The sequence below is a fragment of the bacterium genome, from assembly GCA_026416715.1.
Taxonomy (GTDB): domain Bacteria; phylum UBP4; class UBA4092; order JAOAEQ01; family JAOAEQ01; genus JAOAEQ01.
In genome coordinates, this window is sequence record JAOAEQ010000004.1 from 96,205 (window position 1) to 109,898 (window position 13,694).

The following is a 13,694-nucleotide window of genomic DNA, read 5'->3' on the forward strand; positions in this document are numbered from 1 at the left end:
GGTTTAACTCCTTCCTAAACGAAATAAATAATGGAGATAATGCAGAAATCTATCCCTTATAATCCTAGCGCTATGTTAGGGGGAATAACGCTGATTTAAGAGGGATTATTTCTGCTACCCTCTGAAAATAGAACATGCTATTGAACCGAATTCAAATTTGTTTCCTGATGAGTTGATATCGCTGGGTCAACCGCTTGATTCGAATTCGATTCCGGTATTAACGGTTTCAGAGGTTCGACTACACTCGGTACCGGATTGTTTCCAACAGGAGCAGGGGTATCAACCGCAACTTTTTTCCTTGCATCGGTAGAAGAACTGACTGGCGATTCAGTCTTTTTCAGTTGTTTTTTAATCAGTGGGTTGATAGTAAAAATTGCGGTTAATTCTTTCCCTTCCATTCGTGGCGTTTGCTCTGGTATCGCTAGGTCTTTAATATCTTCGATAAACCGTGTCATAACTTTCTGACCGATTTCTTGATGGGTTATCTGTCGTCCATGATATACAATCGCTACCCGTACCTTATCTCCTTCGGTTATAAACTCTCGTGCATGCCGTAGTTTAAACTGATAATCATGCTCACTAATGTTCGGTCCCATTTTAATTTCTTTAACTTTAATTGTTTTCTGTTTCTTTCTCGCTTCTTTTTCCCGTTTCGCTTTTTCGAATTTATACTTGCCGTAGTCCATAATACGACATACCGGCGGAACCGCTTGCGAAGATACTTCAACCAAATCGAGCCCTACTTCCCGTGCTTTATTTAACGCTTCCTGGAGCGGAAGAATCCCGAGTTGTACCCCGTCAGGACCAATCACCCGCACCTCTTTTGCGCGAATATACGTATTAATTCTTACTCTCGGTTGTTGCGGTTTATATGGTCTAAATATTGTTACGTCACCTCACTTATTAAAATCCAAAATTCAATATTCAAATGGCAAAATAACATCCAGATTTTAACCTATTATTTTACTGTGATTTGTATCGATTATTCAATATTCAATTCCGGTTTAAGTAACGCTAAAAATTCGGGGATAGTCATTGCGCCGAAATCTTTTCCATCACGTCGTCGCACCGCAACGGTCTGACTGGTTTGCTCGCGTTCACCGAGAACCAGCATATACGGGATTTTTTCAAGTTGCGCATCACGGATTTTATGTCCGAGTTTCTCGTTGCGTTCATCTACTTCAACTCGTAAATCCTGCTGCTTTAAGATTTCGTGCACTTGTTTCGCATACTCCATCAAACTATCTTTTATTGGCAGGATTTTGATTTGTACCGGAGCTAACCAAGTAGGAAACGCACCGGCATAATGTTCGATCAGCACACCTAAAAACCGTTCTAGAGACCCGAGTAATGCGCGATGAATCATATACGGCCGATGCGGTTTACCATCTTCTCCAATATATTCAAGGTCGAATCGGGTAGATAGGTTAAAATCAAATTGGATAGTTGAACATTGCCAGGGTCGGCCGAGACTATCTTTAATTTTAACATCTATTTTGGGTCCGTAAAATACACCGCCACCTTCATCAATCTGATAAGGTAATCCGGTCTGGTCAATAGCATTTTTTAACGATGCCATCGCTTTTTCCCAATCTTCCGCTGAACCAACCGCTTTCTCCGGTTTAGTCGCTAGATAGATATCAAATTCATGGAACCCGAAGGTACGTAATATAAACAACACGAAATTAAGCGTTCGGGCAATCTCTGATTCCATCTGGTCAGGACGGCAGAAAATATGGGCATCATCTTGGGTAAACCCACGAACCCGTAAAAGTCCATGCAGGACACCAGAACGTTCATAGCGATATACCGTTCCTAATTCTGCCCAGCGTAACGGTAACTCGCGATAGCTGCGAGTTTGCGATTTATAGACTAGAATATGAAACGGACAATTCATCGGTTTGAGAAAATAATTCTGTCCTTCGATATCCAGCGGAGAATACATGTTCTCCTGATAAAAATCAAGATGGCCGGAAGTCTGCCATAACAGAGAACGGCCGATATGCGGCGTGTATAATAATTCATATCCGTTCTTATAATGTTGTTTCCGCCAGAAAGTTTCGATAATATTCCGTATCCGCCCACCTTTCGGATGATAACAAACCAACCCAGCACCGGATTCTTCATGGATACTAAATAAATCTAATTCTTTTCCTAACTTGCGATGATCACGCCGTTTTGCTTCTTCAAGTTTAGCAACATACGCGTCTAATTCTTCTTGCGTATAAAATGCGGTACCATAAATCCGTTGTAACATTGGATTGTGTTCGTCTCCACGCCAGTATGCTCCAGCAACGGATAACAGTTTAAATGCTTTCACTTCTCCGGTACTTGCCAGGTGTGGTCCCCGACATAAATCAACAAATGAACCATGACGATAGAGCGTAACCGTATTATCAGGGATATCATTCAGTAATTCAACTTTATAACGTTCTCCCTGACTAAGAAACTGCTGTTTTGCGGTTTCTTTATCAATTTCAATCCGCTCAAATGGAACGTTCGATTTGATGATTTCTCGCATTCGTTCTTCTATTTTCGCTAAATCCGATTCTTTGAACGTTGTTGGACTATCGAAATCATAATAGAATCCATCAGCAATCGCTGGTCCGATAGCCAGTTTGGTTCCCGGAAATAGTTCAGTAACCGCTTGTGCCATAATATGCGATGTGCTATGTCGTAACGTTTCTAAACTTATTTGGTCTGCCATAGGTTGATAATCTATAGTCTATAGTATAAAATCTAAAAATAGTGTAATATTATCTACTAAAATACTGAATTTTACAAGATTAAATCAGTGAAGCGATACAGAATCGGGTTTAAGGAAAACAAAAATGATACCGCAATCTGCTGATACTATTCTCTCCCCTGAATGTATTGAATTATTTACCTATTTATTATGAGAACCATTCAATATCATAAATATTTGATTATTCTAGGGTTAACCGTTATCTCGGTAATAATTAACGGATATCAGTTCAAATATGCTGACCAGGATATTTATTTCGCTTATCTACCCCTATATACCGATACGCAAGCATATCCACCATCGGATTTAATGATGCTGGGAAAACAGACTGGCGGGAATTATTATACGTACCTGTGGTATTTACTTTTGCCATTAATTCATCTATTTGGATTAGAATGGACTTGTTTTATCGTTCATGGTATTAATATATACCTTATTTTTCTAGCGATATATTTTCTTGCGATAAGAATTGGGATAGAAAGAAATATTCAAACCCAGGTTTGGGGTTTATCGATTCCGCTGCTACTCGTTTTGATTCTCTTACTAACCAAAAAATTCGTTGCTGGGGTTTTAATGGTAACTATCGAACCCTATTTACATCCACGAAATATCGCGCTTGTTTTTCTGCTTTTTGCTATTGAACGTTCTCTAGCGGATAAATGGTTCAGTGCATTTACTCTGGCAGGGATAGCCGCGAATATCCATCTGTTATCTGCGTTCCTTATATTCTTCTGCTTAATAGTTAGTATGATTTATAACGTGCAAAAAATACCAGCAGGTAACTATGATGCACAAAATAAAGGAGTCAAGAAAAGATGGATAAAACAAATAGTCGCCATAGCTGGTTTTGTTTTATGTTCATCGCCAATTTGGCTATGGATTCTTTTAACCGTTTCTTGGTCGAGTTCGCAGCGTATTTCCACTACGCAATGGCTGCAAATACTGCAGTATCGCACACGTTATTTATTCCCGCAATTCTGGGATCGCGATAGTTGGCTAGCTTTTCTCTCAATCATCGCAATGTTTTCAATAGGATATTATCAATGGTATCAGGCCAAGAATTCTCGAGTACATAGTAATGTGAAAAATTTACTAGGGTTCATTGTGGGGATATTGCTCTTAATTCTTATTGGTATCGTATTCAGTGAATATATCCCGTTCCCGTTGATTATCGGATTGCAATTAATTCGGAGTATCCAATTTTTTATTTTTATCGCAATTATTCTGATAGTCCCCTATATTTTAGAACTGTGGAAGCAAAGTCGAATGGGAAAATTATGGGCGTTCGCAATCGGAATAGGAATATTTTTATTTGAGCCGAAAACAATACTACTTTTTCTCTTGAGTTCAATTATCTATCTGCAAACATTGAGATGGATACCACAAAAAAGTAAATGGATTTTTGGATTTTTTCTGATACTTATGATTAGCGTTTCAATTCCATTTATCTGGAAACGAGTCACTGCAAAACTCCCGCAATGGTTCGCATATTTTCAAGGTCATCATTCATTACGCCAGACTTTTTTGCATTATATCGAAGTACCCGGTATGACTACTATAACCGCATGGGAAGATGTGCAACGCTGGGCAAAAGAGCATAGTGATAAACATAGTCTCTGGATAACCCCGATTTATTTATCTGGATTCCGAGTTGATTCGCAACGAAGTACGCTCGTTGAATGGAAAGATGGTGCGCTCAGTGTATTTAATGCGGGATATGCACAGGAGTGGTATCAACGGCTGCAAGCGTTTGGGATTACTGTTCAAACTCCAGTAGCATTACAGCCAATATTGTATCGAAATCTTGCCGAATCGCAATTTAGTACTATCGCCGAAAAATATAACGCGCAGTTTGTCGTGGTTGAAAAACCACAAAAGCTTTCTTTCCCGTTAGTATATACGAATACGCAATTTAATGTATATCAGGTGTCTGAACGGGTGCGGGCGACTCCTCGAGTCGCCCGAGAGAACTAGGGTAGGTTATCCTTTGGCAATGAGTTTTAATATACCGAATACGATAGCATAGAGCAGCAACGTATTTGTGAACCGTAAGAATGCATCCGGTGTTATTCCGAGCAACCATGGTGCACCGCGATTAACCCCGTATCCGAGCGCCCGGCTGAATATCCCGAGAAACAGCATAATAAAAGATAGAATTATACAAAACCACATACTAAGAACCTTCTCCACCTCACTTTCGTAAATGAATAAGGTATTCTTTTATAAAATATAATACCATAAATTAGCAGGTAGAACTCATTCTCTAAACGGTCGACCGAATTGGGTTGTAATTGACAGATTCAGAATTATGGAGTAGACTTTCTTTATACAGAATCGATAGTTTTATCTTTATACCAACAAAAAGATTATGTTGAGAATCTTATCTAACCGGAGGAGCGTATAATGAAAGAAAAAGGATTTACGTTGATTGAGCTGTTGATTGTTGTTGCGATTATTGCGATTCTAGCAGCAATTGCGATTCCGAATTTTCTCGCTGCGCAGACCAGAAGTAAAGTCGCACGAGTTCAAGAAGAGATGCGAACATTAGCAACTGCGCTGGAAAGTTATTATGTTGATAATAATTACTATCCTTTAGACAGTCGGAATGAAGGACCGGATGATGGCGATATTGATTTTACCTTCTGGAATTTCGACCCGCAAATAGGGTTAAATGTAACCGATGGAACTATCTGGTGCTTAACGACTCCCCTAGCATATATAACCAAATATCCAGCTGATTTATTTTATAAAACCGGTCGAGATAAATATTTCCAATATGCGGCAAATCGGTCGAACTGGATTATCGCCAGTTGCGGGCCGGATAATGATAGTGAAGACCGAGGCGATGTAAAAGAACGAAATATCATTCCGGATAATGAGAATTTCTACGTTTGGGCGATTGATACTGTCAGATATGACCCGACGAATGGAACGATTAGTAATGGGGATATCATTCGAATAAAAGGGTAATCGAGCGTTGTCTGAACTCAGTTGTCAACTAACACCGAATCACTGAATATATGGCGCATAGGAAAATATCCCGTCGTAAATTTATTAAACAGAGCTCAATCATCGGTTTCGGCAGTATTATTATTCCAAAATTTACTCCGTTAATCTCCGCAATACCGAAAGCATTGGCACCAAGTAAAGTTGTCGTGGTAACCCATCCGGAAGCAACAAGCGGAAGTGTTATTAACCAATCAGTTGTTCAAATGATGACTGATACTGGTATCCGTGAACTAACTGGGATTGCGCAGTTAGGTCAAGCATGGCAATCGTTATTCCCGGGATTAACTGCAAGTAGTGTGATTGCTATCAAAGTGAATTGTATCAACAATCTATTATCGACCCATCCCCAGGTAATTAATACGGTTATCAATGGGTTAGCGCAAATGCTAAACGGCTCGTTTAATATCAATAATATCATTATCTATGACCGTACCAATAGTGAACTTACCGCAGCGGGATATACCTTAAATACGGGTAGTTCTGGAGTCCGCTGTTTTGGAACCAATCATTCCGGTGTCGGGTATGACACGAGTTTTAGTATTCCTGTAGGATCAACAACGAGAAACTTAACAAAAATAGTTACCCAGTATGCTAATTATTTGATTAATGCGGCGGTACTCAAAGACCACAGTCAAGGTGGAGTTACGTTAAGTTTAAAAAATCATTATGGTTCTGTTAACAATCCTGGGACATTAGCGCACGGTTCGCCACCAAACGGTTGTAATCCCGATGTAGCCGATATTAGTAATTCAACTACTATTAGAACGAAAACAAAACTGATTATAATTGATGCATTGTTCGGAAAGCACACCTGGGGTCCCGGCGGTTCACCAAATATTACGTTTAACGGGTTGATTTTTAGTACTGACCCGGTTGCCGCAGATTGTGTCGGTCGGGATATATTAAATACCTATAAAACCACGCCAGTTGATGCGAATTATATCCATACCGCAGCCAGTTACGGTTTAGGAAATGATATAGATATCAATCGGGTCAATATCAATCTGGTTCCTACTGAAGTTTCTCGCTGGGAAGCTTACGCAGAATAAATAAGTAAATCACCATACTTCACAATTCAAATCCGAGAATAACTAAGAATACTAAAAGGTTAATGGATGAAAAAGAAAAATAATACAAAGAACGTTGCTCTTCCCATTCGCCCTTTAGGAAAAACAGGATTACACGTTACCGTTCTCGGGTTCGGCGGAATCCCAATTCAGCAGGTAGATACTTCGGATGCAGTTAAAGTCGTTCGCCGTGCCTATGAATTAGGGATAAATTATTTCGATACCGCTCGAGCGTATGCGGATAGTGAAACCAAAATCGGAATCGCATTGCAAGGAATACGAGCACAATGTATTCTAGCTACAAAAAGTACAGCGAAATCGAAATCGGAAATGGAAGAAAGTATCGCTCTGAGCTTAAAAGAACTGCAAACCGATTATCTTGATATTTATCAATGTCATAATATCCAGAATGTTGAAATGCTCAATACAATATTAGCGTCGGACGGTGCTATTACCGCGCTATTATCCGCAAAAAAGAAAGGAATAGTCCGACATATTGGATTATCCAGTCATTCTGTTCCAGTTATCATTGAAGCGATAAAACACGCTGCTGTATTCGAAACTATTTTAGTGCCGTATAATTATATTGAAACCGATGTGGTTGATGAATTGTTACCGTTAGCTAATAAAAAAGGGATTGCGGTTATTGCAATGAAACCGTTCGGGGGCAGCGCGTTTGCGGATAATCCGAAAATGGCATTATCATACGTTCTCGAGCAACCAGTATCAGTCGCATTAGTTGGTATGCAGACGGTTGAAGAAGTTGAAGAAAACGTGCGGTTATGTAGAGATATCAAGAAGTTAACCGCATCGGAACAGAAGCGAATCGCGCAACTTAAACAGGAACTCGATAAAAACTTTTGCCGCCGTTGTGGATATTGCCAGCCGTGTAGTGTCGGAATAGAAATCTCGTATGTTTTAGGTGCAAAATATATTTATAAACGGTATGGTTGGAAGAATTATATTAATGGAAATGATAAGTCGAAATTAGCAAAAGTAGCAGAATGTATTCACTGTCGGTTATGCGTTGACCGATGTCCCTACCATCTGCCGATACCGGACTTATTACCCAATCGTGTCGCTGAACTGCATGCGATTTATTCCCGTTCGGTTCTTCAAGAAGAGCGTTTAACCAGATAAGGTGTTAGTTCTCCATGGTTTATCCTAAAATTTCCCTGATGTATCGGGATAGACAGATTTATTTTCTCATTCACCTAGGGATTAGATAAACATTGAGCTGCATCATCCGGTTACTACCTGAGAGAATGCGGATTGTTAATCTGGTTTCACCACTCCGGTTATCTGGACTACGGTAATCGGCTTCTCTTTTCCTTTAACCGTAATCGGTCCTATTGGATAGCCGGTAAACTTTTTATCTACCAGACTAAAACATTCTTCCGTAACCAGAATCTGTCCTCCGTCAGCGATTTCCTGCAAGCGAAATGCTATATTCACATTATCGCCGACTGCGGTATATTCGAGTCGTCTCTGTGAGCCAACATTGCCAACAATCGCTTCGCCATAGTTTATCCCAATTCCAATCTTAATTTCCGGTAATCCTAAACCACGGCGGCTCTGATTGAATAGATCCATTTGTTCTTGCATCGCTAATGCCGCAAGAATCGCTCGTTCTAAACTATCTTCTGCAGGAATCGGTGCACCGAATAACGCCATGATACAATCCCCGATAAATTTATCGAGAGTTCCTTCGTATTTGAATATGATGTCAATGAGATGGGTAAAACATTCGTTCAGCATCGCAACTACTTCTTCTGGATTTCCTTTTTCTGCTAATGCAGTAAATCCACGAATATCTGCGTAGAGGATGGTTATCGGTCTACGTTCACCTTTGAGTGGGACACCTTCCGGATGAGATAGGATTTTTTCTGCAACTCGTTCACTAACGTATTTCGAAAACGTATCGCGAACTCGTTGCCGGTCTTTCAGAAGCCGAACCATCTGGTTAAATGAACGACCGAGTTCGCCCATTTCATCTTTTTGGCGAATATCAACCTGATACTCTAAATTACCCGCGCCAACTTCTTGAGTTCCCCGGATAAGTTTTATCAGCGGATGCATCGTCATCACCGTTAATCCGAACCCGATAAAGCTTGCGATGAGCAGCATTAGGATCGTGAATGACATCAAATTATCATCAAACTCTTTAATTTGCTGGTCAACGAATGTTCGTGGAATAGCAATCGCAAATAATCCCGGATTCGCTGACTGGACAAATGTTTGCAGCGTTGTTGAAAATGTATATATCGGAAAACGGAGATATCCGACGGTATACACCATATCGCCGATATGCTGCCGGGAAACAGTGAACGATTCAACCTCAGTTAGTTCCGCTTCAGCCAATTCGGTTTCGCTGATTTTTAATGATTCAGCTTTCATTCGCGGTAACGTTGAAATGATATTATTCTCCCAAACGAAAGCTGTTTCCGTGCCGCTATTAAGTTTTAAAAGATGCAATAAACCTTGGCTCACTGGCAGTCCGATAACCGTGGTTTTTTCCAGATTGTTTTGGGTATAGGTATATTGGTCAAAAAGCATAGGAGTTTGTGATTCCGGGTCAACGAACAATGTTCCGGAAACATTAGGTTTCCCAAAGTTGAGTAACGCAATATCACCGGCACTGTGTATGCGGTTATTGTTACTCGTTATTTGTTGTGCCCAGTGCAATTGCGGATATTTCTGCTGATAGTTTTGCAGAATCGCTTGTCGTGCTGTATCATCTTTAGCGGATGCCATTGATATTGCTAATTGATGAAGTTCATATTTCAATTGGGTGACTATTTTCAAAGTTCGTAACAAGCCATCGGAGACATGCCGGCTGATTTGTTCTTCCAGTGCATCGCGGGTACTAAACCCAGCGAACCGGAAAATTACTATGGGTAATAAGGTCGCCAGCGCTAACGCAAACACGAACTTTTTCGTTAATTTAAGTCCGCGATGGACTACCAAGGAAACGATTATTAGAGTTACGAATAGGAGAATAGCCGACGTGCTGATTTGGGTATACCGGTCAATTTTCGTTATGACTTCTATCGGATACGGTAATAGGGCGCAAAGTAAACTATCTGAAATAGTAAACGGAATAGCGTATCCGCAAATTTTATAGGGGGCTTCTCCAATATGCTGGTAAAAGAAGTATTTCCCACGGTCGAGAAAAGATAAGTTTAGTTCTCGGTCAGTGAATCGAGGTAGTTCGTGATTATTGAATGGCTCTGTAATCGTGGCATCGACCGTTATCCATTCGTTAATAGCTTTCGGATCAGTGGTTCGGGTAAGAAGAGCGAATTCCGGTCGAATCTCGTTCGGAAAATGAGTTTGGATTTCTTTTTTCAACCATTGGGCGGTAATTGGAAAAAAGAGAACAAGATAATGGAGATTTTGTGCAGATTCGAGTAAACCACCAGTAGTTAATTGGAGATACGTAACCATTTGAAGTCCTTGCGCAGGAATAACTATTGAATCTGTTTGCAGCTGGATTCGTTTACTATCCAGCATTTGCGTAAAAACCTTTTTCCAAGCAGAAGAAGCAATGTTCCCAGCTTTGTTGTCGGTTGACGCAGATGGATATACGCAAATAATCTTTTGGGAGTCAGGAGCATCCTTGGTTACGAGATATGCTTGAGTACCGGGTGGAAGTTGCAAGTGATAGCGATTTAAAACCGTCTGCCACTCTGTAGGGTGAATAATTTGAGGTGGTCGTCTGGCTATCGCCTTGAGAACAGCTTGTTGATTTTCCATAATAAATTTGCATTTCTGCATGGACAGTTCAATACTCTGTTTGGCAAAAGAATCAATCGTTTCAATTTTCTGTTTAATTTGAGTGCGTGCATACCATTTTAGGATCGGAATTGATACCAGAAGAATGATTAACATAACTGAAAAAATCCATTGCCGTTTCCGAAAGGAGGATGAGGTAGGAAAATCTTTCGGTTCCCCGGATTGTTCTAAATGACCCCAGTTAACCAATACGAACCCTAGCGAAAGTACTGGAAGTGCAGGAATTGCGAGTTCGCTGAAGATAACGATAAGAAACACTACAATGAACGCTAGGGTAAGTATCAAGAAATTGTTGGTTCGGTTAAACTTAAATTTAACCGTAGCGAATAAAAATAACGCACTGAAAATACAATCACTTACCCCGAAAAAACCGGGGATTTCTGCTGTTCCTAACAGCGGAAATCGAATTAAAAAATAGTTTATCTCTCCGGTAGTGATAAACGATTTCGTTGGGCCAATCACTCCACTCCAGAGATCTAATGCTGACCCGAGAACCGCTATAGGAACCAAATATGATTTCTGATTTAATGAACGAATTAATAAACTGCTTGTAGTTATGCTGAACAAAATGAGACCGAGGTCAATAGTTACCGCACGGATAACCTCCGCACCGCGAAAATGATTTCCAAAATAAACGAAGCCTGCGGCTACAATGGTTATGAGTAATAACCATATCGGTTTTAGTATGAATCGAGTTAGCGAGTAGAAAATAAGTAAAATTGTTACCGCACATACTCCTGCGGAAATGAGATAGCCCCATTTCGGGTGTATCGCTGGGACACTCGGTGCGAGATAGGAAAACAAAAAGTAGATAAGAAACCACAGCGCTACGGTTAATGCCGGATAGATGAACGATGATTTCTCCTGTACAGAGTTCATATTACGCTATAATGTATACTATAATAAAACAATACAACGTTATTTCTTAAGTAGGTAGCTGAATTTTATCTCGGTACTATACCTGGTAACAACAATGTCGAAAAAACTAACGATTATTATAATAAGTTTCTATCTATTATTACCGAAATTGGTTTTTTCTGAAAGTGCAACCGTTCAACAAGTAGCTGTTTCCCGTGTCGGATACACTATTCATTTCAATTCGCTCCGAACCGTTGACGATGCGAAGAAAAGTATTGCAATGGCAGAATTCGCCGGGGCAGGAATCGTGAATATCGTTCCGCCAGCGCATATCTGGTCGCAACCGACCAGCGTACAAGTTTTGGATACATTATTCGCTGAATGTAAAGCGAGAAATATCCGAATTATTTTAACTCGGATCGATGCCAATACGCCGGACGGTAAAAACTATTTATATCAGCAGATATTGACTCCGGTAGATAAAACGGGTAGGGTATTTTCGATTGTTGCGAATCCAGAATATGAAGAATGGTTACAGCAGGAAACAGCATATTATGCGAACCGATACGGTCGAGAACCGAATTTAGCGGGATTCTGTATTGGCGGGTTTGCGGGATTTCTCGATTCAATCCGCGCAGGAGTTTTAGTCTGGAACGATAAAACTAAACGGTATGAAATCGGGCAGTATACCGAGGTGATGAAAAGGTATTGGCAACAATGGCTACTGAACACGTTCGAAACCATGGAACGAATTAATGAAGAATATCAAACGCAAATCGCTACTCCGGACGAGATTCCGTTACCGCAAAATCCTATGGATAAACGATTCGGATTACCGCATCGTGCCTATTTCGATTTCATCAGTGCGCTCAATTCCTGGTGGTGGAAACAATATAACTATAATCGGAACATCTGGCAGCAATCAAGTAAAACGCCGTTCATCTTACAATTGAACGGGTTATTAGTTGATACATTGATTAAAGGACATCCAGAATATGCGGCGTTCAATCTTCCCGCTTGGCTGAGTAATGCGGATGCGCTCGGAATATCGCTCTATACTGATACGAAATTAGCTGATACCGGATTCGGGTCACTCTATGCGATGACTAACATCATTCATTGGGCGAAAGAATTAGGTAAACCGATATATATTTTAGAAAGTGGAGTTGATAAGAATAACGCTGGATTTGATTTATTCCAGCTTCGATATATAACCTACTGCGGATTACCGTTGAATCCGAAATCGATTCTCTACGAACATTTCCGAGAGCAAAAGGCTGGGCAGTCGGTTCGACCGGGAGTACTTTATCAATGGAATTGGAATCTTAATCTTCCGAACAGTACGTCTATTACTCGCACTTTCTCGAATGCAAACCGTATTTTATCTGAGGGGAAAGCCGAACCGAGATTACCGTATGTCTATGTTATTACTTATCCCAAACTCCTCCGCGATGATATCCTAGCGAAAAAATTTTATTCGATGCTCTATATGATAGCAACGTTTGTTCCGATTCGTTTGGTTGATATTAAGGATATAACGTTTATTCCAGCGAACCAAATTGTTCTCATTGCACCGAGTTGGAAGTCAGAGTTACCTGAAATATATCAGAGGAATATCATTCAACTGGCAAAACGTCGTTCGTGGCTTCTAATGACTGACGAATATACCTATCCCCAAATCCAGCGATTGTTGGGTAAAGAAATTCCTGGCGCAACTCTTGATTTAGCGGGATATATGAAATCAGTTGACCTGGATATTGCCGCCCGTGGGTTTGGCAAAGCATTAGGTAATTTTTATATCGCCCAGAAAAAAAATGCGCCGAATGGAATTCTCGCTACTGCTGGATTAGCTTATATACCACTATCTGATGGAATAAAAATATTCTGTACCCAACCGGTTGAGGTTCTTCCGCTAGACGCTGGAATTTGGGGACTCGGTGAAAAAGAAAAAATCAAACCGGAACTGCAGGTGACGATATATCGGCGGGATGGGCAACCTACTCCGGTTAAAATATCATTGCCGGTTATCCCGCAAGCGACACTTAAAACTGTCCGCTGGTCAGTAGTGGAGTTAGCCGGCTCGCAGAAAACCACTGTACCAGCGAAAACAGTCAAGAATACCATTGAATTTACTGCACGAAACGGAATTGAATATCTGATTACTCAAACTCGACAAACTCGACCGACAGCAGGAAAAAAATAGAAGTACGACGCTAGAA

The 13,694-nt window shown here is 40.5% G+C and carries 8 protein-coding genes and 1 pseudogene; 5 read left to right on the top strand and 4 right to left on the bottom strand.

The genetic code is table 11. The annotated features are described in order from the left end of the window. Positions 1-137: 137 nt before the first annotated feature. Both infC and thrS read right to left on the bottom strand, forming a co-directional pair. A complete protein-coding gene (infC, locus tag N3A72_02685; GenBank protein ID MCX7918517.1) occupies positions 138-845 on the bottom strand; it encodes a translation initiation factor IF-3 in 708 nt (235 codons plus the stop codon). A gap of 137 nt (positions 846-982) precedes the next feature. Continuing rightward, positions 983-2,722, bottom strand: a complete 1,740-nt coding sequence (thrS, locus tag N3A72_02690) for a threonine--tRNA ligase (GenBank protein MCX7918518.1) — start codon at positions 2,720-2,722, stop codon at positions 983-985. Positions 2,723-2,896: 174 nt separating this feature from the next. Here thrS and N3A72_02695 point away from each other — a divergent pair, with 174 nt between their 5' ends. Then, complete coding sequence (locus N3A72_02695) at positions 2,897-4,720, top strand: hypothetical protein (protein MCX7918519.1); 1,824 nt, start codon at positions 2,897-2,899, stop codon at positions 4,718-4,720. A gap of 6 nt (positions 4,721-4,726) precedes the next feature. Here N3A72_02695 and N3A72_02700 read toward each other — a convergent pair whose 3' ends face one another. Beyond that, positions 4,727-4,918, bottom strand: a complete 192-nt coding sequence (locus N3A72_02700; GenBank protein ID MCX7918520.1) for a hypothetical protein — start codon at positions 4,916-4,918, stop codon at positions 4,727-4,729. A 228-nt stretch (positions 4,919-5,146) separates the two neighbouring features. On the opposite strand from N3A72_02700, the pseudogene N3A72_02705 reads away from it, so the two are divergent. The 3 genes and pseudogenes from N3A72_02705 (at position 5,147) to N3A72_02715 (ending at position 7,962) form a co-directional block, all read left to right on the top strand. Next, a pseudogene (locus N3A72_02705) lies at positions 5,147-5,236 on the top strand (prepilin-type N-terminal cleavage/methylation domain-containing protein). A gap of 530 nt (positions 5,237-5,766) precedes the next feature. After that, a complete protein-coding gene (locus tag N3A72_02710; GenBank protein MCX7918521.1) occupies positions 5,767-6,804 on the top strand; it encodes a DUF362 domain-containing protein in 1,038 nt (345 codons plus the stop codon). Positions 6,805-6,870: 66 nt separating this feature from the next. Beyond that, positions 6,871-7,962 carry an aldo/keto reductase gene (locus tag N3A72_02715; protein ID MCX7918522.1) on the top strand — a complete coding sequence of 364 codons (1,092 nt, stop codon included), beginning with the start codon at positions 6,871-6,873 and terminating at the stop codon, positions 7,960-7,962. Between the two features lie 135 nt (positions 7,963-8,097). Here N3A72_02715 and N3A72_02720 read toward each other — a convergent pair whose 3' ends face one another. After that, positions 8,098-11,496, bottom strand: a complete 3,399-nt coding sequence (locus tag N3A72_02720; GenBank protein ID MCX7918523.1) for a HAMP domain-containing protein — start codon at positions 11,494-11,496, stop codon at positions 8,098-8,100. A gap of 94 nt (positions 11,497-11,590) precedes the next feature. Between N3A72_02720 and N3A72_02725 the strand changes: the two genes are divergently transcribed. Further along, positions 11,591-13,678, top strand: a complete 2,088-nt coding sequence (locus N3A72_02725; protein MCX7918524.1) for a hypothetical protein — start codon at positions 11,591-11,593, stop codon at positions 13,676-13,678. Positions 13,679-13,694: the final 16 nt, after the last annotated feature.

Bases quoted from the DNA above. Each gene is read 5' to 3' on its own strand.
- N3A72_02695 (MCX7918519.1), top strand. From the start codon at position 2,897: ATGAGAACCATTCAATATCATAAATATTTGATTATTCTAGGGTTAACC.
- N3A72_02725 (MCX7918524.1), top strand. From the start codon at position 11,591: ATGTCGAAAAAACTAACGATTATTATAATAAGTTTCTATCTATTATTA.
- N3A72_02715 (MCX7918522.1), top strand. From the start codon at position 6,871: ATGAAAAAGAAAAATAATACAAAGAACGTTGCTCTTCCCATTCGCCCT.
- N3A72_02710 (MCX7918521.1), top strand. From the start codon at position 5,767: ATGGCGCATAGGAAAATATCCCGTCGTAAATTTATTAAACAGAGCTCA.
- N3A72_02720 (MCX7918523.1), bottom strand. From the start codon at position 11,496: ATGAACTCTGTACAGGAGAAATCATCGTTCATCTATCCGGCATTAACC.
- N3A72_02700 (MCX7918520.1), bottom strand. From the start codon at position 4,918: ATGTGGTTTTGTATAATTCTATCTTTTATTATGCTGTTTCTCGGGATA.